Source organism: uncultured Altibacter sp., from assembly GCF_963972995.1.
In the GTDB taxonomy this organism is placed as follows: Bacteria; Bacteroidota; Bacteroidia; order Flavobacteriales; family Flavobacteriaceae; genus Altibacter.
In genome coordinates, this window is sequence record NZ_CAXAXI010000010.1 from 21,965 (window position 1) to 47,269 (window position 25,305).

A 25,305-nucleotide genomic window follows, 5' to 3' on the forward strand; every position below is an offset into this window, starting at 1 on the left:
CTATGGAAGAAGATGAGCCACAAAATGCAACCTTTTCCGAAGCACACATTATCGCTTTGGAGCTCTATGATAATGCGCCCTGTGGTTCGATTACGTTCTTTAAAGATGGTACCATCTATGCCATCAATCAAACCATGCTTACTTGGTTGGGATATAAGCGAGAAGAGCTCTTACAGAAGCAAACTTTAACAAGTCTTTTTAGAATAGGAGGGCAAATCTTCTTTGAAACCCACTTCTTTCCCCTTATCAAAATGCAGGGGTTTATCAACGAAGTGTACTTCGATGTGGTTCGGAAGGACAAGAGTATCTTTCACGCTTTAATCAATGCCCGAGAGCTCCCATCTAAGGAAGGTGAGCCTGCCAAGTATCAGGCGACTGTTCTGGACATTTCCGATCGTTGGAGGTATGAGCAGGAGCTACTTCACGCCAAACGCGCGGCTGAAGCCGATATAAAAGCAAAAGCCGAGTTCCTGGCTACCATAAGTCATGAGATCCGCACGCCGCTTAATACCATATTGGGAATAGGTCATCTTTTGCATGAAACACCGTTAAATGAGAACCAAAAAGAATATGCCCGATTACTGCTGCATTCATCAGAAAACTTATTAAGTCTGGTTAATAATCTTCTCGATCTAAGTAAAATTGAAGCAAAGAAAGTACAGCTGGAACAGATACCTTTCAATTTGGAAGAACGATTGGCGATCTTACATGAAACTTTTTCAGTTAAAGCACGCGCCAAAGGCATTCAGCTGGAGGTCACCATTGCCAAAGGGGTGCCAAAATATTTGTTGGGTGATCCTGTAAAACTGAATCAGATACTCACCAACCTAATAGGAAATGCCATAAAGTTTACTAAAACAGGTAAGATAACCTTGGAAGTAACGACCGTGAAACGACGAGGAGAAGAGCGACAGCTGCATTTTTCGGTCACCGATACCGGTATGGGAATCCCTCCCGAAAAGTTGGAAGCTATTTTTCAAGAATTCTCCCAAGCGAGTTATGATGTAAGTGTAGAATTTGGAGGTACGGGATTGGGTCTCACCATAAGTCAGAAATTATTAGAACTCCACGGCAGTACGATGGAAGTAAAAAGCACCTTAGGTGAAGGTTCCTGTTTTCATTTTTCTATCTGGTATACCGAGAGTAAGAAAACCTCCTTACCTCAGAAGAAGGATATCACCAAGATCGATAAACGCGCATTGAAAGGCATACATGTTTTGGTTGTGGATGATAACCCCGACAATATCTTTATCGCTTCCCAATACCTCTCACAATGGAATGTACCGTTTAAAAAAGCACACAGTGGAACGAAAGCGTTGGAGTTGCTAAGCGAGGATTCCTTTGATCTTGTATTGCTGGATCTTCAAATGCCGAAAATGGACGGGTATCAAGTGGCTACCACCCTTCGCTCCGATCCCTCAAAAAAGCAGCCCGTGATCATTGCATTCTCGGCATCGTCCGTGGGTGAGGTTTCCGATCGATTGGCAGAAGCAGGTATTGATGATTATCTTCCTAAACCTTTTGAACCAAATGAACTCTTGGAGAAATTGTTACAATATAGTGTGCAACGAACACCACATTCTAAGAAGAAGAAATCAAAAGCTGTACTTTCCAAGCGTCCTACACAGCCAAAAAAGAAATCCGATGCTCCCCGAATCGCTGACCACCCTTCGGATACCCCTAGTTTTACCATAGACAAGTATGTAAAGATGGCAAATAACCGACCCGAATATATCAAGAAGTTCGTGTTAAGCACGTTGGATGCATTCGAGACGTATCACCAAGATTTCGAGAAAAGCGTTGCCGCCAAGGATGCGGAAGGTCTTTCGGGGCTTATTCACAAAAGCACCATGTCTTTTTTCTATATTGAAGCCAACCGTTTAGGAACCTTGCTAAACGCCTGTAAAGAATCCTTATCCAATCTCCCGGAATCGGAAGCAGATTTCAATGGCCTTGTTGCGCAGTGCCGGGAGGAGTTCACGATCATACAACACGGACTCACGGAAATTGGCACTAAACAACAGTAAAAAGCTATACCTAAGTTACTTACAACAATATTAATTTGATGCAAAGCGTTACACTGTAACGGTACTTATCCACATATTATGAAATACTACTCCTTCCTGCTCCTCCTATGTTGTTGTTTTGGCTGTGCAGAAAGCGGCAGCAAAGCCCAAACGGATTCGACCCCAACCGTGTCACAATCCCGGTCTGCCCTACCCGATTGTGAATGGTGTGGTGCCATGGATGCTCCCAAGGACCTAAGTTGGTCTACCCGGATCGCCGATGCATCGGAGCCCGGGGAACCGCTGGTGCTGAGCGGGACCGTGTACTTGCCGGACGGGAAGACGCCTGCTTCTAACGTATTAGTCTATGCCTATCATACCAATGCCGAGGGTATCTATCCGAAACGCGGAGATGAGACCGGAAATGGACAACGACACGGGTATTTGCGCGCTTGGGTACGCACTAATGCAGAAGGAGCGTATCGGTTTGAAACCATTCGTCCGGAGGCTTATCCTTCCCGTTCGGAGCCGGCACATATGCATCTTACCGTCGCCCATGATAGCATCCCGGAATATTGGTTGAATGCTACACAATTTCAGGGCGATCCCTTACTGCCAAAAACGCTACCCCCTCTTACCGAACGTGACGGAGGTTACCCTTCAACTATCAAGCTCATTAAGGATGCGCAAGGGGTTTGGCAGGGCACCCGTGATATCATCTTACGATCCGCTACCGATTGATTATGCGTTGTCTTAAAAGGGGTCTGTTCGCATTTCAAGCGCTTTCTCCCATAGTACACGCACCGGAATGATAGGTTCACTGCATACATAGACCGTGGTACCAAATTCACGCGCATTCACATTGGTAATTCTTCCGGCCACTTCGATCTTGTCGAATGCAGCTTCCACGTCGGTTCCCAGCTCGTCATTTATATATATGAAGTATTCAACGTCCTTAGAAAGGACATCCGGTTTCCAATAAAAAAAACTTTCGTGAAAGCTAATAGGTTCGGGTAACCCATATCGCTTACCAATGACAGCGATGGCTCCGGCCTGACCGTAATTTTCAGCATAGATCACCACCTTATCTTTGTCCGGCAATGCATGATACGCCTTAGAAGTAATCGCTGTAAGTTCCTCCCACCCAAGCTGGTCTGCATAATCTTGTGGTAAGGCGTGCACAGTGCCATCTTCAAAACGCCGACCGATCTCCAGTCCATATTCGGTCTCGAGTCGTTTAAAATATGCGATTAGACCATCCTCTTTGTAAACAGGTACCCCGATAGGTAAAGCAGGCAGTGTCAGTCCGACGACGACCAACGGTATCATCACCCGGAATAGTACGTTGTAAACGGTGCGGGCTACCGCTACACTGCCGGCGGCTACAAGGAAAGGATACACACCTATCGTATAATAGCTTTTGCCTTGAAGTGCCAAAAGTACCAAGAAGACCAAGGTTGCAGTGATGGCAAGAAAGCGATATTGCCGTTGCTTTGCTAGAAATACCCACCCTGCCACTACTAGAAAACACACCGAAAATGTGAGCAACAACTGCTCCATTACGAAACCTATGCGATCTACATATACCAGTTGATTTTCCTGTAAGGCAGCCATATGTCCCAACACCGGAAAATCATGATCCCATTGCCACAACATATTGGGCAGTATGAGCAAGAACGTAATCCCAGCACTTAGATACAACGCTTTTCTTTTAAACACGATTCGGTGAGGCGAACACAGTAGTCCGATACTGAGCGCCAGAAGTAGTAGGAGGATTAAGTATTTGTTTAGCAATGCAATGCCTGTAACCAAACCGGCGAGATACAAATAGCGGTCTTTCGTTGTTTCTACATATCGAATGACCATGTAGCATAGAAGTGTCCATAGGAACAGATCGATGGGTACAGGCTGAAATAGATGAAAGGCCCGTAATCCAACAGGTAGGCACAAAATGGCAACTGCCGTAAGTACCCGCGCGTATCCTTTGCCCCCAAACGAGATCGTTATACGGTCGGTCACCAGAATTAGTGCCCCGCTCAGCAGTGCCGGAAATAATTTTACGGCAAAGAGGCCATGGCCAAAGAAACTTTGCATAACCCATGCGATCCAGCCAATTAAAGGAGGTACAGTAGCATAACCGAAGGCCGGGTGATTTCCCAAAGCGAAATAAAGCAACTCATCCCTGTGGTATTCCAGATTCGCATGCACGGCAAGATGAATGAGAACGTTCATGAGGGCGACCCCCCACACGATATATCTGACAGAATTGAAACGAGATGACCCCATACAATGGTAGTTCCGATCTTAACGACCCTAGTGTTCAATACCGAATGTACGAATAATTAATCATACGAATTACGCGCAGGATACCTATATCGTTAAGTCTGAACCTATGACAGTACCCTCAATTAAGAAATAAACCGAATGGTCATAAAGTAGCTGGGTGCTTGGCCGTTACTGGCTTTGATTGCGTTCACAATAGGCAGTACAAACCCTATGATAGCGATACCAATAAGCATTAAGATACCAAGTCCCAATAAGAGAATAGCCGGAATGCTGATGATGATATACAATAATATACTTAGTTGGAAGTTCACGACGGATTTTCCGTGCAGGTCCATGCCTTCCACCTTGTCTTTAGAAGAGAGCCAGATAATAAGCGGGACGATCAAGCTTCCGAAACCGATAAGGTAGCCCAAAAGCTGAGAAAGGTGGGTGATGACCAGAAGGTTGGTATCGGTTCGTTTGTGGGTGTGGTTGATGACTTCCATTTTGATTGGTATTTAAGGTGATTAAAATAAACTAATGACCCATGTCGTGAGGAAAAATGCAGCAACGGCCACCCCTACAAATATCAGTAAGGGGATCCAAAGATGTTTCATTCCGTTATCGGGTTTTTGCTCTTCCATGGTCTTGTTTATTGTATTGGTAGCAGAAATTTACAAATTGTTACAGAATCCGGCAAGGTGCCGCTTTTAGAAAAAGGTAGCACCAACTAAAAGATACTTTGTACTTTTGCCAAAAACAATCCCTTTGCGGGACATGCCCATGACGTACTCAGATACCATTGTTGCCTTAGCCACGCCTTCGGGTGCGGGTGCCATCGCCGTGATTCGGTTATCGGGAGCACAAGCCATTGCTATTGCTTCCGAGGTATTCCATTCGGTTTCAGACAAAGTGCTGTCCAAGCAGAAAACCCATACCGTGCATCTCGGACACATTAAAGACGGGGAACGTATGATCGACGAGGTGCTGGCCACCCTCTTTAAAAACCCCAATAGTTACACCGGTGAAGATGTGGTAGAATTCTCCTGTCACGGAAGTCATTACATTCAGCAAGAGATCCTGCAATTATGTCTTCGGAAGGGTTGTCGGATGGCTACAGCGGGCGAATTCACCTTACGAGCCTTTTTACACGGAAAGATGGACCTGAGTCAGGCGGAAGCCGTTGCCGATCTTATCGCCAGTGATTCTGAAGCCTCCCACCAACTCGCCATTTCCCAAATGCGAGGCGGTTTTTCGAACGAGATACTAAAGCTTCGGGAAGAACTGCTCAATTTTGCGTCGCTCATCGAGCTGGAGTTGGATTTTGCCGAAGAAGACGTAGAATTTGCCAACCGAGAAGCCTTTCAGCAACTCATAAGCAAGATCACTCACGTCCTTAAGCGCCTTATTGATTCGTTTGCGACAGGGAATGTATTAAAGAACGGGATCCCTGTAGCTATTGTAGGCGAACCCAATGTGGGCAAATCGACCCTACTCAATGCCCTACTGAACGAAGAGCGCGCCATCGTAAGTGACATTGCCGGTACCACTCGAGACACCATAGAAGATGAGATAAACATTGGCGGTATCGGGTTTCGGTTCATTGATACGGCCGGAATACGCGAGACCCAAGATGTCATTGAAGGGTTGGGGATCCAAAAGACCTTTCAGAAAATGGAACAAGCCCATGTCGTCGTGTACTTGTTTGATGCGTCTCACCTGCAACTTGGTTTGTCAGCTTCGGATGCTACCCGACAAGCCGCACATCCGGAAGCACTGCGTGACCTTGGTGCCATTCAGCAAGAACTGGAAAAAGTAAAAAACCGGTTTCCGCAGAAGCCCTTAGTGGTGATAGCGAACAAAACAGATACCCTCACCGAAACTGAAAAAGCACACCTACAGGACCGTTTGAGCGCTGTGGAAGGGACGCACCCCCTCCTCCTTTCTGCAAAAACAGGTGAAGGCGTAGAGGAATTGAAGCATCGCTTACTTGCGTTTGTGAATTCAGGCGTCTTGCGGAACAATGAGACCATAGTCACCAATACCCGCCACTACGATGCCCTGCTGAAAGCCTTGGAAGAGATCCTGAAAGTACAAGAAGGACTGAACAGTAATCTAAGCGGGGACCTGCTTGCCATCGACATCAGGCAGGCGTTGTATCACTTTGGGGAGATCACGGGCGAGATCACCAATGACGATCTGTTGGGGAATATCTTTGCAAATTTCTGTATCGGGAAGTAATACCCACGAGGATCCTGCCATCATACTGCCGGTATACTGCCCGTATACAAGAGTTGTAGTGCGCTCCTCGTTAGGATATCCATGAAGTAACTACGCTATGACTACGCTATAAGAACGCTATAGGTACGCTATAGGTATGCTATAACGTAGCCGTATTCCTACTTTATACTAAACCTAACTTACTAGCGTTTATATACATACCTCGAAGTTGATCGGTTGCCCCTCTAAAAACGAGATCATGGCACGACAAAAAGGAATTATCACATTGGTAGGTACCCTAGGGGGTATTAATTTTTATGTTGACAAGATCAACACGAAAAAAGGGAACGAGGCGCCGGCACGAATAAAAGGGGGCGGCTTCACCAGCGAACGCATCAAGAATGACCCCAAGATGAAGCGGGTGCTTGAAAACTCCAGTGAATTTGGACACTGTTCTGCGTTGCTGAAGGCCTTCCGTCGCGGATTGGAGGGATTCTTTCCCGAACATCATTTCAAATACTTGCACCGACGGCTTATGACGCTCTTCAGTGCGTTAAAAAAACTCGACACCGTACACAGACGCGGCGAACGGCGTGTGGGTGAAGGATTGCAGGATCCCTACGGAAAACATCTCTTACATACGCATACCTTTACACCCCAATGCGATGTCTATACCGTACTTCCCTTCGACATTCAATACGATCCCGAGAGCTTTTGTACACAGATCACGCAGATGGATGTTGGGGTCATCCCCTTTCCGTCCGGCGCGACCCATGTACAGCTGCGTTACGGAATTTTGGAATTTGATTTTGACAGCACGGCATGGGTGCGGCATATCGCAGCCCCCATACAGCTATCGCGTGAGGATACTGTAAGCAGTCTGCAACTCACCCCTACTACCCTTCCGCAAGGGATCGGTGAGCCATTGGCTGTGTTGGGCGTTGATTTTTTACAGGAAATAAACGGTACCTTTTACACCCTGCGATCGGAACAAAGTGCCGGATTCTGTTTGCTTCCCTGTCAATAGGGTGCCCTGCGGAAGCGTTGGAAGATGCACCTATTGTAATTAGCTTGTATTTAGTTGTTTACGATGTCTAAAATATTTTTTCACAAAATGTTTTTCGTGTCAAAAAATAATCTACATTCGCGCTCAATTTAACATCTAATTTTTTCAACAAATGAAAAACGTAATTTTAAGTGCTTTCGCATTAATGGTATTAGTAGCATTTTCTTCATGTCGTGAGACTACTGAAGAGAAAGCAGAAGACGCAGTAGAAGAAGTAACTACTACTGAGGTTATGGAAACTCCTGCAGCAGAAACTGCAGAAGCTACCGAAACTGCTGTTGAGACTACTACTGAAGTAACTGATTCAGTTGCTACCGAGAAAGTAGAGATCAAGTAAGAAGCACTTTAGACATAGTATGCTGTTGAGCATACCGTACGAAAGCCTCCGCCATTGCGGGGGCTTTTTTGTTTTCAAATCAGGAACTTAGTCTGTGGTGTATTTCTTGGCGATCGCATCCACACAGTTAATACCGTCGATAGCGGCGGAAATGATCCCGCCTGCATATCCTGCTCCCTCCCCGCAGGGATAGAATCCACGTACGGCAATATGCTCCAAGGTCTCGGGGTCTCGCGGAATGCTTACAGGAGACGAGGTGCGGCTTTCCGGGGCATGCAGCACTGCTTCGTTGGTGTAATACCCTTTCATCTTCTTACCGAAAGCTCTAAAAGCCTTCTTTAATCGTTTGGTCAAAAGCGCGGGAAGTACCTCATTAAGGTCTACCGACGTAATCCCGGGCTGATAGGAAGTCTTCGGAAAATCCTTAGATACACGTCCTTCTATAAAGTCGATCATGCGTTGGGCAGGCACATGTTGCGTACGCCCTGCCGCCTCCCAGCAGCTACGCTCTACGAATTTCTGGAAATCTAGGCATACAAAAGGATCTTCGGGCGTGTAGTTTGGAAGGTCTTTGGGTTCCACACTCACCACGATACCCGAATTGGCATAGGGGTTGTTGCGTTTGCTGGGGCTCCATCCATTGGTCACTACTTCCTCCTGCCGGGTCGCACAAGGCGCAATGATACCGCCGGGGCACATACAGAAGGAGTATACGCCCAGACCGTCTACCTGTTCCACCAAGGCATACGAAGCCGGTGGCAGATACGGGTTATCGGATTCTCCGTGGTATTGGATTGTATCAATAAGTTCCTGACTGTGCTCCACGCGTACCCCAATCGCAAAGGGTTTGGCTTCCAATGTGATCTTCTTATCGTGAAGCAGGTAAAAGATATCCCGGGCCGAATGGCCTGTCGCCAATATGAGATCGGTGCAAGGTATGTGTTGCGCATCGTTGATCTGAATCGCCGTAACGGCTCCGTCTTTGATCTCAAGATCGGTGAGTTTGCTTTCGAAGTGTACCTCTCCCCCTGCTGCGATGATGGCTTCCCGCATGTTGGTAATGATCTTGGGCAATTTGTTGGTTCCAATATGCGGATGCGCATCCACCAGTATATCAGGGTCGGCACCAAAGTGCACGAACCATTCCATTGCTTTAAGCACATTCCCCCTTTTCTTAGACCGCGTGTACAGCTTTCCATCGGAATAGGTTCCCGCGCCCCCTTCGCCAAAACAATAATTGGATTCGGGGTTTACGATCTCGTCCTTATTGATGGCAGCCAGGTCACGTCTACGGGCACGCACATCCTTTCCGCGTTCGAAGACAACAGGTTTCAAACCAGCCTCGATCGCTCGTAGCGCAGCATAGAGCCCGGCAGGTCCTGCACCAATAATGTGAATGCTTCGAGCGTTGTGTACCTGCTTCGGAAGAAAGGCAGGCATGACATCACGAGTTTCGTTCTGCAACCAGAATTCGAGTTGGAGATTGACCTTAATAGGTTTTCGGCGGGCGTCGATAGAACGTTTCCGAATGCGCCAATCGGAGATATCTCCTTTCCGAAGCTGTGCCTTTTCAAGGCCTACTTCCAAAACGTAGGCCGTATCGGCTGCCTGTTGCGGCGTCACTAAGAGCTGAACCAGTTTGCTCATGGCTTTTGGGAGCTAAAACGATACCGGTATGTGAGTCCGCCTCCTACTACCGTGGGAAGTGTATTGCTTCTATCTAAACCGCCTTGAAGGATGAAAGACCCAAACCTTTGTGTATTATACGTAAGTGTAATACTGTTGTACCAATTCTTTACCGGCGGATCGATAGGTGCCCGATAGTTTCCCAGAAGCGTAGCGTATGATGACTTGATCATCCAATCAAAGTTTTTATAAGCTCCCGCCACCCCCAAGTGATGTACTTTTACCCTGTTGTTGCGCAAAGGCGACGTTGTTTCGGTAACAGGGATGGTGGGGTCATAGATAATAAAAGGGAAACCGATCGTGGTTTGATCATAGCTCCAGCCACTTCGGTATAAATTATTCGTAAAATAATTGTCAACCGCACTATCGCCGGTATCCCCACTTTGATCGGATGTATCCACATATTCATAGAGTATCGAAGAAATCCATCCCTGTGCTTTGGTAGTATACATCACTCCCCAAATACCGTCCGGAAAATTGGCCCATCGTGTTCCCGAACCATCTTCAAAGGGATGCTCATGGTACACCGTAAACGTACCCCTATCTAAACTACGTTCGAATTCTAAGTAATAGGTTCCTAAATGATTGCCCACTGCGTTGTTAAGTTGGGTACCGTTGACCGTAATGGTTCTTTTTTTGGCTATGAACACATCGAAAAAAGTATCTAATCCATCTGGAAAGTCTCCATAGACGGGGGAAGTGCCACCCCACTGAGCGACATGCTGGATACGTGCCGTGATCGTGTTGCGTTCGGTAATCGAGGTGATCAATCCCAGCCGTTTGTAATGAACTCGTGTATCCTGTACGTAGCGATCGTCGTTCAATTGATAGTGTGCAATGCCCCAATCCAAAGCAAAGGTATTCGACAAACGTATAGGGTCGTTAGCCTCCAGACGTATTCCCGGCAGCGGACGTGCATTCTGAGACCAAAGAAAGTTCTCATGAGTTGTTGACAATCCGTTGCGAGCGGCCTCTCTCTTTTTCGCACCCAGCGTGGCTTTTAAAAAGGAGTTTTCAAAAGAAACATACATGTCACGTCGCTGAAACGCGTCTGAAACGCCATCCCGGTAGAATGCGGCTACGCCTGCTCCTATGGATGAATTCTCGAAGGAATACACCGCTTGAAAGCTCGCTGTCCCTGAAATATTGGTTTCAGCGTTTAGTGCTGTATTCGTATTGGTGTAAAACCAGAATGGAAGTTCCTCTTCGTTCGAAAAAGCGCCGGTCGCTTCGATGCTTCCGTTGTAATCAAGTTCCTGAGCAATTCCTATACCACCCAAAAGTAGAAAAAGCACGATAAGGTGAGACTTCATGAGTGGGGTTGTTTTAGATCCATAGTGTTTATACTACCTTCGCAACATACGATCGCGCAGGGATCTTTTTTCGTTGGAATACGTATACCCGTATTTGTTTCCGTAGCCAAAATTGCTCATGGTCACATTGTTAAGGACCACGGCCATGTTGGACAGGCGACCATCGTTCATGGCATCCTTAGGGAACTCCAGCAGTCGTTTGTCTGTATAGCCCGCCCGCACCACATATAGCATGATATCGGCCATCTTATTGATAAGAATGGTATCCGTTACCAACATGGAAGGTGCCGTATCGACAATAATATAGTCGAAATCGGCACTCAGTTCATCAAATATCTTTGTGGTACGTTCCTGCATAAGCAATTCGGCAGGATTGGGAGGGATCACCCCCGATAGCACGATACTGAGGTTTGGATTGTATTCACTTTGCGACGCCAATTCTTTGGCCGTAAGTGATGGGTCTATAATGTATTCGGTAAGTCCTTTGTTCTTTCGAAATGCTTCAGGAAGGTATCGGTGTAGCTGCGGATTTCTGATATCGGCCCCTAACAATACTACTTTCTTCCCGGTAAGGGCAAGCGTAAGCGCCAAGTTAAAAGCAACAAAGGTCTTTCCCTCTCCTTTAATGGTTGACGTAACAAAAACGGTCTTGGTCTCCGCAGTACCCTTCTCCTTACTCACAAACAAATATTGCAGGTTGGTACGCAGAATGCGGAAAGATTCGGCCAGAATACTACGGTCGTTGTGCTGAATGAGTTCGTCATCGCTCTTTTTCAGCTTAGGGATCTCCCCGATCAAAGGCGTATCTTTAAGTGCCCGTTCCACATCGCGACGGTTCGCCACCTTTGTGTTCAGCAAGAAGCTTCCGTAGACTCCTATAAAAGGAACCAACAAGCCTGCCAATAAGGCGCCCATATAAATAAGCGGTCGGTTAGGAGCGACCGGGGCCTTACTGCTGTATGCCAGGTCCACGATCTTGGCCTTGGGAGCCGTGACTGCCAAGGATATAGAAGCCTCTTCCCGTTGCTGCAGTAAAAAGAGGTATAATTGTTCTTTAATGGTTTGCTGACGCTCGATGCCTCTGTACAGTTTTTCCTTTGTAGGCACTTGTGCAATCTTAGAATTGAGCGCAGCTTCCTGATAATTGAGGTCGCGCATGGACACCTTTAGCGCATTGCTGGTATTCTTCAAACTGCTAAGTATGCTCTCGCGTATCTGCTCGATCTGGTTGTTCACATTCACCACAATAGGGTTCTTGGCGGTGGAAGTCTTTAACAATTTGTTTCGTTGCAGGATCAACTGATTGTAGTTGTTGACTGCCTCCCCTACTTCTTGTCCGTCCAACCCAATATTGGAAGGCAAAAGATCGTTGGTGGAAGAGCTTTCCATATAGTCGATCATGGTGTTCGCCAGTTCGAGTTGGGTAGCGATCCCCGACTGGCGGTTGTTGTATTCGCTGGCATTTTGCAGAATGATCTGTGCTTCGGTCTCGATATCGGTCAAGCGATTGCTACTCTTAAATTGTTCTTTGTTTCGTTCTACGGAATCCAGTTCGCGGGTGATGATCTCGAGACGGGAATCGATAAAATTGGAAGTCTTTTGTGCTACCTGATTCTGGTCGTTGATCGCGTCCTTGTTGTACTGAAAAATAAGCTCGTTGATAAAATCCTCGGCCTTTTCAGGAACCGGTGATTGCAAGCGCACATTCACCACATTGCTGTTCTTGATATCGTTGGCGACCGTGATACGCTGCTGGTACGCCAAAGCCACTGCTTCAACGGGGCGATAGGTTACAGATATCTGCTTATCGATAAAGCTTTCAAAAATAGAAACATTCTCTAAATTAGGAAGTACGGTAATGTCTCCGAAGGGTAACGAGACCCGCTCCCCAAACGTATGGGTTCCCTGCATAGCCCCAGATTGCGTTTCGACAGCATATTGGGTACTGGACTTAATTTCGAAAATAAGTGTAGGCACCGGATTTGTACGGGTACTGTCTGAGAAAGATAAATACTGCACCGTAAAGGGTTTGTATTTGTAGAGTTCGGAAGCCTTCACGGTTCCCAAAGACTGATAGGTAATATTGAGGTCCAGTTCCCGAACCACATCGGATATGATGCGTTTTGAATTGAAGATCGCCAATTCATTCTCGATCTTACTGTTATTGAACTTTGAGAAGAATCCGCCAAGATCGGCAAAGGCCGCCAATTCCGAAGGACCGCCACCGCTGCGTTCGTCTTTGATAATCACCGTCGCATGCGTTGCATACGAAGGCGTTGTGTATCGCAAGTAGATAAACGCCAACGCCAAGGCTATGATCACTCCTAATACAAACCAATACCAGTGTCGCAGGTACTTTTCGACCAGCTCTCTAAGGGATGTTTCTTTTGCTTCGGAATTGTTCATGGGTGTGTTCATATAGCTTCCTTATCGAGTTAAGATGATCACGGTGCTCAACACCACAGTTACCAGCGACAACAAGGCCGGAATGTCCGGCAGAAATCCGGATTTCTTTACTCCTTTTAAAGAGGGCTCCACATAGACCACATCATTCTGTTTTAGAAAATAGAAGCGGCTGTTAAAAAAGTCGGTTTGGGTAAAGTCCACGCGTCCTACAATGCGTTTTCCGTCGTTCTCACGAATGATCACCACTTCATTTCTATTGCCGTCCAAGGTAAAATCACCCGCCAATCCAATCGCTTCCGGCAAGGTGATTCGTTCATCCTTTACCGCATAGACCCCCGGATTGTTCACTTGGCCCAGTACGGTGATCTTAAAATTCATGATACGAACATCCACAACCACGTCCTTTATATATTCTGAAAGCTTTTCCTTTAAAATTGTTTGCACTTCTCCCCGAGTCTTCCCTGCCACCGAAACATCTCCCAAGACCGGAAACCGGATCATCCCTTCGGCATCCACCAAATACCCCTGTAATCCCGGATTGCTGTTCCCTACATTGTTCTCAAGACCCGTAACACGCTCGAACGGTTTTACTACCTCATTGTCGATAGAAGAGATGGAAATATGTAAAATATCGTTGGGTTCAATAATCGGTTCAAATGTCTCTTGGATCGCTGCCTGATCCATGGTTTCGGCATCCTGAAAATAAAGAATTTGCTTCTTGGTAGCGCAAGACATGAGACTTGCCAAGGAAAGAATGAGTAAAACTACTTTTTTCATGCGGTATCTTAATGATGCAAATATAAGGTAATAAATAGAACGTACTTTAGAAACCTTCACCCTGTTACGGTACTTTATGCAATTGAACATCTTTAGGACCATCCAAGGATTCAAATTGGGAATTTTCACTCTTAAATTCCGGTACCATTTCCTTTAAGAGTTTTACCACCTTTTCATCTTTACGTTTAGTAGCGGTTTTGACAATTTGTTTTACCTGGGCCTTAAATTCTTCGAAGCGAACCACGGGTACCTTTGTGATCATGATCTTTGGGTGGTGTGTAGGCATGGAGGTAGATGTATCGTTCAACAATTCTTCGAACAATTTTTCACCCGGTCGCAATCCCGTGATCTTGATATCGATATCCACATACGGCTCAAGACCCGATAAACGAATCATACGTTCTGCCAGGTCCAGGATCTTCACCGGTTTCCCCATATCGAACACATAGATCTCCCCGCCGTTGCCCATGGTACCCGCCTGCAATACCAACTGACAGGCTTCGGGGATGGTCATAAAATAACGAATAATATCGCGATGGGTTACGGTAACCGGCCCTCCTTGTGAAATCTGTTTTCTGAAATGCGGAATGACCGATCCGCTTGAGCCCAGCACATTGCCGAAACGGGTCGTGATAAAACGTGTACGGACCCCTTTCTCATTCTGGAGGGATTGTACATACATCTCTGCCGCTCTTTTGGAAGCCCCCATCACATTGGTTGGGTTGACCGCTTTATCTGTAGAGACCATCACAAACTTATCGATATCGTGGTTTAACGCCAAAATGGAAAGGTTTACAGTCCCTAGGATATTTACATAGATCGCCTCATGCGGGTTTCGTTCTATAAGCGGCACATGTTTGTAGGCTGCTGCATGATAGATGATGTTAAAACTGTATTTAGAGAACAGCAGTCCCATGCGATACATATTGCTAATGTCTGCCAATTCGGTAATAAAATTAAGCTTCGGATAATTGAGTTGCAGGTAGATCTCCAATTCATGCAATGCCGATTCGGCCTGATCCAATATGATGATCTGTTCCGGTTCGAATTCGGCTACTTGCTTTACGATCTCGCTTCCAATAGAACCTGCTCCGCCTGTGACCAGGATCGTCTTTCCGAAGAGATCGTTCCTAATGAGCTCATTATCGATCTCGATGGGTGTACGTTCCAAGAGATCTTCGATCTCAATGGGGCGAATTTGATTTTGAATATCCTCTTTCTTATTCCACGTTTCCATATTAGGCACGTTAAATACCTGTTTGTTATGAGCAATACACACTTCAATGATCTCATTCTTTATTTTACCCGGAAGGGCACCACTGATAATAATCACACCATCCAGATCAAGTTGTGTAAGCGTTTCGGCAAAACTATTCTTAATAGGAATGATTGGTTTCCCCAGAATTTTAAGACGTTTTGAATCTCGCTTCTCGGTAATGAACCCCATTAATTGAAACGGCAGATGCGATTCGGTGGTGATGGCTTTCCCCAGCGAGATGGTATGATCGTCTAATCCGATAATCGCCACCCGCTTTTTAAGGCTTCCGCTGGCAGAGCTTCGCAGGAACTGATAGCTTTCCTTTACAGCGACCCGAAAGAGCAGCATTAATGTAAAAGAAAGCAATCCGTATAACAAGACAGAAGTTGTCAAGAATACCTTACCTTCTTCTGAAACCAAGGCATGCATGCCGTTAAAAATAAGCACTGACAGCATGGTAGAGAAAGATGAGAACGCCAATTTCAAAATGTCGGTAAAGGTCGAGTGCCGAATGATCCCCGAATAGGTCTTATAGACAAAAAAGAATAACACATTGACTGCCAGGATGGCCCCGGCTTGCCATGGTACGGGGATCACTTCCAAAAATTGTATGGGTGTTCCCAGAAGAATAAAGAAGGTTAAAAACAATGAAAGTATCCCAATACAAGTATCGATCGCTATAACGATCCAGCGGGGTAAATACCGTTGATCGAGGAGTTTTATTTTATTGTCCCCAATATAAAATTGTTTGAAAATTTGTTTCATAGGTTTTAATAAGACTGGGAGTCAGACAAATATAACTATAATCTACTTACATTTTTCTAAAACAGCACATATCCTTTCACGGTCCGTATCTGTAAGATTCGAGCCCGAAGGAAGACATAGTCCCTGTTGGAAAAGAGTTTCAGAAATCTTTGCACCATAATAGGGTGCGTCCCAATATACAGGTTGCAGGTGCATAGGTTTCCAAAGCGTGCGGGATTCGATATTATCTTGAGCCAAGGCTTCCCGGATCGCTTCGGAAGAAATCCCGGCACGAGTAGCGTCTACTGTGATGCAACTAAGCCAATGATTAGAAAACAGCATATCTGAAGGTTCAGAAAAAACTGAAATACCCTCCCGGTCCTCGAATACTAATTTATAGAAGTCATGCATCTTTCGGCGTAACTGCACATGCTCGTCCAACACTTCCATTTGTCCGCGACCGATCCCCGCCGAAATATTACTAAGTCGGTAATTATAGCCTATCTCGCTGTGTTGGTAGTGCGGTGCTTCATCCCTCGCCTGTGTGGCCAAAAAGATCGCTTTTTCCTTTATTTTTTCGTTCTTTGAGACCAATGCCCCACCCCCGGAGGTCGTGATGATCTTATTACCATTGAAGGAAAGGATTCCAATAGCACCGAATGTCCCGCATTTTTGTCCGTTATAGCTACTTCCCAACGCTTCGGCACTATCCTCGATCACGGGGATCTCATACCTTTCGGCCACTGCCATCACTTCATTCACTTTAAAAGGCATACCGTAGAGATGTACTGCTATGATCGCTTTGGGTTTCTTGCCTTTTGCGATTCGATCCTTGATTGCCGTTTCCAGATGACTTGGGCAGATGTTCCAGGTATCCGGTTCACTATCTATAAAAACGGGCGTTGCACCCTGATAGACGATCGGGTTCGCTGAAGCCGAGAAGGTCAAGCTTTGACACAGCACTTCGTCGCCCCGCTCCACACCTAAAAGAATAAGCGCCAAGTGGATCGCGGCTGTACCGGAACTCAGGGCTGCAATATGACTGCCTTGGCCGAGATACGCTTCAAGGGATGCTTCAAATCCGTTCACATTGGGACCCAAGGGAGCCACCCAGTTGGATGCAAACGCTTCTTGCACATATTCGAATTCCTTGCCCCCCATATGCGGAGACGAAAGCCATATTTTTTCAGGTTTCATTCTTCTGTTTCTTGAATAACTATTTGCACTTTGTATTTTTTGCCGTCCTTTTTAAAATAAGCTGCTTCTTCCCAAGTATTGGTAGTAAGAGCCCGTAGTCTATCAATAAGGTCTCCTGCGGTGGTAGGTTCGTCCAGCTCCAGTTCCTGTTTTGCTTTCAGGTCCTTTTTTGTATGCGCCGAACCCTTTTCGGTTTGACCTTCACGATTCGGGCGCAAAGATTCCAGCTCCGGTAATGCCTTTTGGAATACTTTTTCTTCTAGTAAAAGAACCTTTTCATACAGTGAGTTGGCCGTATCATTAGGCAGCACTTCCAACTTTTCTTGATAAATAATATCCCCTTTGTCCAATGCAACGGACATGAAATGCAGTGTTGCACCATAGGGTGTGCCGTCCAAAATGGCCCAGGAAGGCGTATGCCATCCTTTGTTGTACGGCAGATATGCAGGATGTAGGTTTAAAAACCCAATACGCGGTATTGTTAGTACTTCAGAAGGAATAATATATGGAAAATGAATTCCGAAAATATAGTCAAGCGCAAGCGCTTTGAGCTTCTCAATATTCTCTGAATTGGTAAAATCCTTTCCTTCAAAAACCATTTCTTTATCAAGCCCGGCAAGGGAACACAGCTCCTGTTTATGTGTGGCGTGTATTCCGTTGGTCACTAAAAGAGCCTTGGGTCTATGTCCTTTTGCAAGTAACAAGTTTAAAATGTTCACGGCGATCTGTCGATCCCCTGCAAATGCATATCTCATGCGTTTCTTTTTAAATTTGAAACAAAGTCTTTTGGGTAGGCTATTGCCCCTTCGATCCTTTCGAACACAAAGTGGTCTTCAGGAGCCGGATTCCTTGATGACACCTCGAAATCAAATCTGCCAAACCAGTCATCTAAATGAAAAAGGTATTGAAAGATATGCTCCTTTTCATGAGGCGCCTCGAACATATAGGATTCCAACAAGCCATAGACCATCAGGTTGGCGCTGTATATACGCTGTGCTTTAAAGAAACTCCGATCCACAAGGTAATATCCGTAAGCAGTCTCGGACCTGTCTACAGCCATAATAAGTCTATTCTTTATTGTCATTTCCTGTAAAATAAGTTACTGTTTGCGTTCTTCCATCGCTAATACCTTCAGAAGCCATGACTTTAAATAGAGTTTGAAAAAGGATCTTTAAGTCTAAGGCAAAACTTTGATTTTGCACATAGTACACGTCCAACTTAAATTTATCGTGCCAACCTATCGCATTCCTGCCATTGACTTGAGCGTACCCAGTAATTCCCGGTTTTACGTTGTGACGTAATCGTTGAAAATCGTTGTACAATGGAATGTATTGAGGCAACAAGGGTCTAGGTCCTACCAGACTCATATCACCTTTTATAACGTTGATTAATTGCGGGATCTCGTCGAGAGAGGTCTTTCTTACTATTTTCCCAATAGCGGTTATTCGCTTCTCATCGGGTAATAATTGGCCATTTGAGTCCATTTTATCATTCATGGTCTTGAATTTCACAATTGTAAAAAGACGTTCATGCAATCCGGGTCGTTTTTGCAGAAAGAATGGACTCCCTGCATTTACGAATGCCAAAAGCACCGTAAGCAAAAGAAACACAGGAGTTAACACTAAAAATAGTGCCAATGCCACTACCCAATCCAATATTACTTTAACAAGGTTCTTATACACGTTGCAAAGGTATTAAAGCTTTGCTTGAAGAGCACGATATTCTGTTAATAAAGCGTTACGAATTTCATTTCGGTCGTATTTCTCAACAATCTCGTTACGAGCGTGTAAGGTTAGTTGATCGTACAGTACTTTATCGTTTTTAAGCTTTTTCATGGCATGATACACACTGTCTGTATCTTTCACCGGAATTATGATTCCGTTATACCCGTGTGTAATGATCTCATTACAACCGTTGATATTAGTCACAATAGCCGGCAATCTCATTGCATTAGCCTGCAGTACTACATTAGGAAACCCTTCACGGTAGCTAGGGAATACCAAGAGATCACTAATAGCAAAATAAGGACGCACATCCTGCTGATAGCCCACCGATACAATATTGGGGTGGTTCTCTATATACCGGGATGTTTGCATCGGCAATGGGTCTAACTCTGCTTCGAGCGGTCCTACAAGCAATAATGTACAACTGTTATGCTCTTTATGTAACCGTATGAACGCATCTATCAATTCGGTAATACCTTTGTCTTTAACGACTCGCCCCACGAAAAGGAAAACGGTGTTCGTTTCCGGGATGCCCAACTGTTCCTTACATAGTAGGTTCGATTGCTTCGGAAAGAGGTTCGGATCGAAATACGAAAGGTCAATACCATTGGAGCTACCGTTTCCAAGTACCTTCAGCTTGTATGGCCTTGTAAACCTTTCAGAAAGAATAAAATCATACAGTCCATGCGAATTAGGGTACACATGTGTCGCCCAAGCATAGGTCCATTTTTCTACGGTGTTGAGCACAAAACGTTTAAAACCCGAAGCTTCCATTAGAGGTAGACCGGCTACCGTATGAAGTCGCAGCGGAACTTTGGCCAACCATGCAGCCAACATACCCACGGTACCAGCTTTGGGCGTGTGTGTATGCACAATGAGCGGTTTCTCTTTTTTTAAAAACCTATAAAGTTTATACACCGCACGCAGATCCTTGAAAGGTGTGATCTTTCGTGTAAGCTCCAAGTGGAACACCGCCACGCCTTCTTTTTTACCATACCGTTCCAATCGTTCCTTATCGGATGAAACAGCGATCACCTGGAAATGTTCGCTCATGAAAGCAAGTTGGCCTTCTAATAGTTTCTCCAGCGACAATGGCACTGTGGTGATACGAATTAGCTTTTGCTTTGGCATAATTGATTGTACACGTTTCTATGTTTTTCGATCATTTTTTCTTGTGAGTAATGCTTTGCCCTTTCAAAACCAAGATTCGCAATTCTGTCATAATGCTTCGAATCTGAAAGCAACTGTTCTATTTCTCTGGCGAGTTGCACTGCGTCTCCTGTGGGAAAGAGGACGCCTGCGCCTTCCACCACCCCGCCCAGGCCCGGAGCATTTGAAGCTACAAACGGTTTTCCCGATGCCAAGGCTTCCATGCTTGAAAGAGAAAGACCTTCATAATGGGTAGACAGTACGATAATATCGGCCATTTTTAAGAGTGCCGGCACATCCATTCGCTGCCCAAGAAATTGAACCTTTTCCTGCAGCTTCAGTTTCTTGACCAAATCTTTGCATTCGGTTTGTAAAGGTCCTTGTCCGACCAAAAGTAACTTCACCGGCGTCTTGAGGAGTCGCAGTGCCTCAATAAGTGTTTTCTGGTCCTTTTGAGGGGTAAAACTGGCCACTTGTACTAAAATGCGAGTTGAAAGTGCCGCGGTAAACTCATTTCGATTGGCAGGTTCTGTTCTATGAATCTTTTCAACATCCACGCCATTAGGGATTAGATGAAATTTTGAATCAAGTCCACCAAGATATGCCTTAAGCAATCGATCTACCTCTGGAGCAATGGTAATTATTTTGGTGTATTTGCGGTATATTACTTTGTCAATATGTTTGAGTAAAAAATGGCTACGTCGTTTGTTTGTTGTATTGTGTTCTGTAAAGATAAGCGGAGTTTGAGACCGAGTTACTATTTTCGCTAAAGCCACCCAATACAATGCCGGAAATAAATGAACATGTATTACATCATAGTTCTTTAGATAGCGTTTCAGTTTCAGAATTAAACAAGGATTGTACACAGATCCCATTCCCAGCAGAATTACCTTTGCATCACAAACTTTTCTAAACTCTTGCAAGAAAGGATGGGGTGCTCCATTGAGCAAAAGCAAGTCCATGGTTATCCCCTTATTGCGATATTTAGGAATGGTTTCCAGCAATAACTTCTCTGCCCCGCCCGTATCTAAACTATTGATCACCTGTAGCACTCTCATACACTTTGAAGCTTATGTAATTTACGATAATAAAGCACCCAGATTCCGAAGAGAAGAAACCCCGGAATAAACATATTCTTTTGGCGAAGCATAATGCCCAGATTTCCAAGGATTAATGAAAAAGAGACCGATCCCATGATAAAAAAAATGATGGCCCCTTTGAGAATATAGCTCCCCTTTCTGAAGGCAATGATAGGTTTGTTTACCAAAACAGTCACAGTAAAAAGAAGCAGTATTACATTTTCGAACGAAGACAAGATGGCAAAAACTCCAATAATATCGAAGAACAATGGGCGGTATAGAAAAGTAAACACCTTCAATGGGAAGGGGTAGGCAGAGATATCTACCCCAGACTCCGTGCGTTGTTCACTAAGATTAGAAACCCGAGTACTTGCGAATTCCTCCACACTGCTTACCTCCAGGCTTTCCAGTTGGATAAATTGTACTACATAGTTAAAAATAGAGGCAAATCCAATAGCCAAAACCAAGAATACCGCTATTTTCTGGTACACTTTCAATCTTCCGTCGATCAAATACCCCAAACTAAAGGCCAATAATAGAAACAGTGTGATGTGCGGCCTTATGAGGAGTGACAACAGTATACTCACCCCCATTAGTCCCAAGCGTTTTTTAATATCCAATAATGCGTACAGAAAGATACTGATGCAGAAAAAAAGAATAGCGTCTTTTCCAATTCCCGATGACCAGAAATGTAAATTAGGAAGGAACAACAATAGGGGGAATAAAGGCACCCTGAACAAAGTCAGACCGTTTAAAATAACACCGTTGGGAAATAACGATTTAAATATCTTGAACCAATATATAAAAGCCGTGTAGCCCACCAATGCATATAACATATTTCCTGTGAACATACTAAGGTCCAGTACATTCGATGGGAAGTAATTGAAAAAGTAGATAAAACTGGAAGCACGCTGATTCACGACCAAAAACCACACGTCGTCGAACGTACCGTTCTTGGGTAGCATCCAGTATTTAATGGCATCCCCACCATTGGTCGCAATGTAAAAGTGAAATACTACAGCAATAAAAAAATGGAAGAAGAACAAGCCGGTGAGCCATCGCTTTTCGATGTTTGAAAACCCGGAAAAGAAATTCTTAAGGTTTACACCCACCAGGAATATAATGGTGCAAATACAAATATCTAAGAGGACCATTGTTGTGATTCTTTTTTAAATACTTCCACTAACCTCAATGTAGTAGTTTCTGTTAAAACCATTTCTTGCTTTTTATTCTTAGTCACCTTGCGAAACAACCATTGTCTAAAGGTAGCACTAAAAATCTTGGAGAAATAATCCTTTAATCCAAATTGCTTCAGCACATAAAAAAGTTTTTGAAACCGCAACGCCTTACTTTCATTCTTATGTTCTGTTGCAATTCTAGTAAACGGTGCAATGCCTAAGAAGTTTTCCAAGGCACTGAAGACGCTTTCAGGGTGTTTCATAAGATCCTCAAAACGGATGATATGAATATGACTGAAATACTTCTCGAACCGTTTCACAGCATGGTCGTAGCAACTCATTCCCAGATAACTATGCCAATGTAATGTGTCATTGTCATATTTCTCAAGATCATTTTGCATTGCTTTTTCGAAGGTTCTTTTTTCCTTTCCAAGACTAAGGTTCATCTTGTAATGTGAAAAAGCACGTTTAAGCGGATCTCTCAATATCATAATAATGCGTGCCTCTGCATTGTATGCATGAATTAATCGGGCAGCTTCCGGCGCATGCAGATAGGCGGTACTGGCTTCGGCTTTGTAAGTTTCTTTTTGAGCCAACGAAAACAGTCGCGCGTATTGTGCTTCGGTTTTGATCTTGGTAATGTGAAGGGGTTCGGGGAATTGATGGTCCAAATATTTGTCAAGGTCAAAAAAGCGAGAGTCTTGGTACAGTTCCCGCGGCAATTCCTTTACAAAATAGTGCGGTTCTTTTACCGGTGACACGTAGATCTCCGGATGCGTTGATAGCGTCTCGATAAAGGAGGTTGTACCCGCTTTCATAGCGCCAACAATAAATAAATTCGCCTTATTTTCCATGGCGCTTTTTAAAAAGTTTAAAGAATGGATAAGTTCTTTTGTAGGGGACTAGAAACAACATCCACAACAGTTGCTTTTGCCACCCCGTTACCAATTTCTTAGCCACTTTATACACTTCGCGATCTTGGGCTCTGGTATAGGAGCCGTAATTCTTAATATAGGTAAGCAGCACGAAACGATTACAATACTTCACAAAATACGTCTTTTCTTTTGCTGAAAGTTCTTGCTTTGTATTCAGTAAGGTCTTTAAGAACAATTTGAAATCGGAAGGATGATAATACGCCTTTGATGCTCCGCCACTTCCGGAATTTCTATAGAAAGACAGATTTCTATTACTGAAGACCACATCTTCTCCTTTGCTAAGACGAATCCAAAGATCGTGATCCTCATGCTTCTTTTGTTGCTCTTTGAAGCATCCGCAGGCGAGCAAGTGCGTTTTTGAAATCACCGCATTAGAAGAGTTGATAAGCGGCAGGTACTTACTAATCACCTTAAAGTAATTAAGGATCGCTACCTCACCGTCTTCAGGAAGATACGGATTGTCATAGCGCATAACGTGATCGCTAAAAACGTGGCTTCTGCCTGATGCGAACAGTTTGTGCTGCGGATATGCTTCAATGCACTTCACTATTTCTTTCAGAAAATCGGGTGCCCACCAATCATCTGCATCGAGAAAGGCAATCCATTCAAAAGATGCTGCTCCGATACCTTTGTTTCTTGCTACAGAAACGCCTTGATTCGGTATGGAGATCAATGTAAGTCGGTTGTCTAAAAAACCCGAAGCGACCTCCAACGATCTATCTGTGCTTCCGTCATCGATGACAATAAGTTGGAAGTCCCTGTACGATTGCTGCAATACCGACGTGATCGCTTCTGCGATATAGGCCTCTTTATTGTATAATGGAATGACTACCGATATCATTTCGTACGCTTATGATCCAATGAATGTAATAGAAAGTCTTTGGACGCTTCCCGCCATGTTGCAAGCTTCGTATCCACTGTCGCATAATCGATAGCTCTAGCACATATCCCCGAATCAATGTCTGCGGGACTTTTGACCAGTCGTTCCTCGAGACCCAGTTCCTTTAGTAAGGAAATGAAGCGTTCAGCTCCTCGTTTCTTATTTGCAATGGCAATAAACTGCTTCTTAAATATAATGGAAAATAACATGCCGTGATAGGAATCGGTAATAACGAAGTTGGCGTTATACAAATGCTTCAGCCATTCGCCCGGGGTGGGTTTAAGTACACCGGCATCTTTTTCTCTGTTAGCGGTATATCCCCGCATCCTATACACACTTTCCTTACGTTCCTTTTCTACCTTAGAAAGTAAGGTAACCCAATCATTTTCATCGTCCAACACATACGTGAAGATCCCTTTGTTGGGTGTTACTTCAGTATCCCTATCAAAGAATTGGAAATAGTATGTTTCATCCACGAGCATGGTTGGATCTAAAACGTGGGTTGCAGTGCTACATTTAAAATTTTCGGAACACATACGAATACCGCTCGATTCCCGAACCGAGACCGCCGAAAAGGAACCTAACAATTTTGTGATCTCTTTTGAATGTTGAGGATGCTCCCATTGTGCCGTACCGAAGGAAGCTGCGTAAGCAATCTTCCTAACCGAAGGATCATCAATGAAATTTAAAAACGCATTCCTCCATATCGTCTGCATGTATTCCATGCGCCACACTTGATCACTGCCAACGATAACCGCATGTAAAAGCACCTTATCGACAACTCTTTGCAATTGGGCTTCAGTATAGATTGGTCGCGTTCTTTGAGGGATGAATTCTTTCAGGAATCGCTCGATGGCAAGTGCCGCTTTTTTGCGGGCTCCCACACCTTTATAATCAAAAAAGGCTGTCCGTTCCAACGCAGTTTTCAGAAGGCGAAGCCCTATAGAACTTGGATACCTCCTATCCAGGAGTAACGGATCGTATCCCTGCGCCTTTAAGAACTCCATAAGCGCCATTGCCTGAAGAATTCCGCCATAGTTGGTCCCTAATGGCATCGTAAATATCCCTATTTTTCTTGTTTGCGG

The 25,305-nt window shown here is 44.7% G+C and carries 22 protein-coding genes; 5 read left to right on the plus strand and 17 right to left on the minus strand.

What is annotated here, in order from left to right; genetic code table 11:
• Positions 1–2: 2 nt before the first annotated feature.
• Positions 3–2,027, plus strand: a complete 2,025-nt coding sequence (locus tag AACZ11_RS05920) for a PAS domain-containing hybrid sensor histidine kinase/response regulator (RefSeq protein ID WP_290628667.1) — start codon at positions 3–5, stop codon at positions 2,025–2,027.
• A gap of 78 nt (positions 2,028–2,105) precedes the next feature.
• Positions 2,106–2,747, plus strand: coding sequence for a hypothetical protein (locus AACZ11_RS05925; protein WP_290628666.1), 642 nt, complete (start codon positions 2,106–2,108; stop codon positions 2,745–2,747).
• A gap of 12 nt (positions 2,748–2,759) precedes the next feature.
• Here AACZ11_RS05925 and AACZ11_RS05930 read toward each other — a convergent pair whose 3' ends face one another.
• Both AACZ11_RS05930 and AACZ11_RS05935 read right to left on the minus strand, forming a co-directional pair.
• Positions 2,760–4,238 carry a glycosyltransferase family 39 protein gene (locus AACZ11_RS05930; RefSeq protein WP_290628665.1) on the minus strand — a complete coding sequence of 493 codons (1,479 nt, stop codon included), beginning with the start codon at positions 4,236–4,238 and terminating at the stop codon, positions 2,760–2,762.
• A gap of 176 nt (positions 4,239–4,414) precedes the next feature.
• Positions 4,415–4,777, minus strand: a complete 363-nt coding sequence (locus AACZ11_RS05935; RefSeq protein ID WP_290628664.1) for a DUF4870 domain-containing protein — start codon at positions 4,775–4,777, stop codon at positions 4,415–4,417.
• Positions 4,778–5,054: 277 nt separating this feature from the next.
• Between AACZ11_RS05935 and mnmE the strand changes: the two genes are divergently transcribed.
• From mnmE to AACZ11_RS05950, 3 genes are all read left to right on the plus strand, one after another.
• Complete coding sequence (gene mnmE, locus AACZ11_RS05940; protein WP_290628683.1) at positions 5,055–6,512, plus strand: tRNA uridine-5-carboxymethylaminomethyl(34) synthesis GTPase MnmE; 1,458 nt, start codon at positions 5,055–5,057, stop codon at positions 6,510–6,512.
• 238 nt (positions 6,513–6,750) lie between these two features.
• Positions 6,751–7,518, plus strand: coding sequence for a hypothetical protein (locus AACZ11_RS05945; RefSeq protein ID WP_290628663.1), 768 nt, complete (start codon positions 6,751–6,753; stop codon positions 7,516–7,518).
• Between the two features lie 184 nt (positions 7,519–7,702).
• Positions 7,703–7,894 (plus strand): hypothetical protein, encoded by a 192-nt coding sequence (locus AACZ11_RS05950; RefSeq protein ID WP_290628662.1) that lies wholly within the window; start codon positions 7,703–7,705, stop codon positions 7,892–7,894.
• An 87-nt stretch (positions 7,895–7,981) separates the two neighbouring features.
• Here AACZ11_RS05950 and AACZ11_RS05955 read toward each other — a convergent pair whose 3' ends face one another.
• The 15 genes from AACZ11_RS05955 to AACZ11_RS06025 form a co-directional block, all read right to left on the minus strand.
• Entirely contained in the window at positions 7,982–9,541 is a 1,560-nt protein-coding gene (locus AACZ11_RS05955) for an FAD-dependent protein (RefSeq protein WP_290628661.1), read from the minus strand.
• Entirely contained in the window at positions 9,538–10,893 is a 1,356-nt protein-coding gene (locus AACZ11_RS05960) for a capsule assembly Wzi family protein (RefSeq protein WP_290628660.1), read from the minus strand. Before AACZ11_RS05960 ends, AACZ11_RS05955 begins: the two co-directional genes overlap by 4 nt.
• A gap of 33 nt (positions 10,894–10,926) precedes the next feature.
• Positions 10,927–13,311, minus strand: coding sequence for a polysaccharide biosynthesis tyrosine autokinase (locus tag AACZ11_RS05965; RefSeq protein WP_290628659.1), 2,385 nt, complete (start codon positions 13,309–13,311; stop codon positions 10,927–10,929).
• A gap of 9 nt (positions 13,312–13,320) precedes the next feature.
• Positions 13,321–14,076 (minus strand): polysaccharide biosynthesis/export family protein, encoded by a 756-nt coding sequence (locus AACZ11_RS05970; protein WP_290628658.1) that lies wholly within the window; start codon positions 14,074–14,076, stop codon positions 13,321–13,323.
• A 64-nt stretch (positions 14,077–14,140) separates the two neighbouring features.
• Entirely contained in the window at positions 14,141–16,099 is a 1,959-nt protein-coding gene (locus AACZ11_RS05975) for a nucleoside-diphosphate sugar epimerase/dehydratase (protein WP_290628657.1), read from the minus strand.
• A 42-nt stretch (positions 16,100–16,141) separates the two neighbouring features.
• On the minus strand, positions 16,142–17,275 hold the full coding sequence (locus AACZ11_RS05980; RefSeq protein WP_290628656.1) for an aminotransferase class I/II-fold pyridoxal phosphate-dependent enzyme: 1,134 nt from the start codon (positions 17,273–17,275) through the stop codon (positions 16,142–16,144).
• A complete protein-coding gene (locus tag AACZ11_RS05985) occupies positions 17,272–18,030 on the minus strand; it encodes a formyltransferase family protein (RefSeq protein WP_290628655.1) in 759 nt (252 codons plus the stop codon). The genes AACZ11_RS05980 and AACZ11_RS05985 overlap by 4 nt, the downstream gene beginning before the upstream one ends.
• Positions 18,027–18,335 (minus strand): hypothetical protein, encoded by a 309-nt coding sequence (locus AACZ11_RS05990; protein ID WP_290628654.1) that lies wholly within the window; start codon positions 18,333–18,335, stop codon positions 18,027–18,029. The genes AACZ11_RS05985 and AACZ11_RS05990 overlap by 4 nt, the downstream gene beginning before the upstream one ends.
• A gap of 7 nt (positions 18,336–18,342) precedes the next feature.
• Positions 18,343–18,957, minus strand: a complete 615-nt coding sequence (locus tag AACZ11_RS05995) for a sugar transferase (RefSeq protein WP_290628653.1) — start codon at positions 18,955–18,957, stop codon at positions 18,343–18,345.
• 12 nt (positions 18,958–18,969) lie between these two features.
• The gene (locus AACZ11_RS06000) at positions 18,970–20,130 is read right to left on the minus strand and encodes a glycosyltransferase family 4 protein (protein WP_290628652.1); all 1,161 of its coding nucleotides are present in this window, start codon (positions 20,128–20,130) and stop codon (positions 18,970–18,972) included.
• Positions 20,112–21,206 (minus strand): glycosyltransferase, encoded by a 1,095-nt coding sequence (locus tag AACZ11_RS06005; RefSeq protein ID WP_290628651.1) that lies wholly within the window; start codon positions 21,204–21,206, stop codon positions 20,112–20,114. Before AACZ11_RS06005 ends, AACZ11_RS06000 begins: the two co-directional genes overlap by 19 nt.
• Positions 21,203–22,381 (minus strand): hypothetical protein, encoded by a 1,179-nt coding sequence (locus tag AACZ11_RS06010; RefSeq protein ID WP_290628650.1) that lies wholly within the window; start codon positions 22,379–22,381, stop codon positions 21,203–21,205. The genes AACZ11_RS06005 and AACZ11_RS06010 overlap by 4 nt, the downstream gene beginning before the upstream one ends.
• Positions 22,369–23,259 carry a sulfotransferase gene (locus AACZ11_RS06015; protein WP_290628649.1) on the minus strand — a complete coding sequence of 297 codons (891 nt, stop codon included), beginning with the start codon at positions 23,257–23,259 and terminating at the stop codon, positions 22,369–22,371. Before AACZ11_RS06015 ends, AACZ11_RS06010 begins: the two co-directional genes overlap by 13 nt.
• Complete coding sequence (locus AACZ11_RS06020; protein ID WP_290628648.1) at positions 23,249–24,181, minus strand: glycosyltransferase family 2 protein; 933 nt, start codon at positions 24,179–24,181, stop codon at positions 23,249–23,251. Before AACZ11_RS06020 ends, AACZ11_RS06015 begins: the two co-directional genes overlap by 11 nt.
• On the minus strand, positions 24,178–25,275 hold the full coding sequence (locus AACZ11_RS06025; protein ID WP_290628647.1) for a polysaccharide pyruvyl transferase family protein: 1,098 nt from the start codon (positions 25,273–25,275) through the stop codon (positions 24,178–24,180). Before AACZ11_RS06025 ends, AACZ11_RS06020 begins: the two co-directional genes overlap by 4 nt.
• Positions 25,276–25,305: the final 30 nt, after the last annotated feature.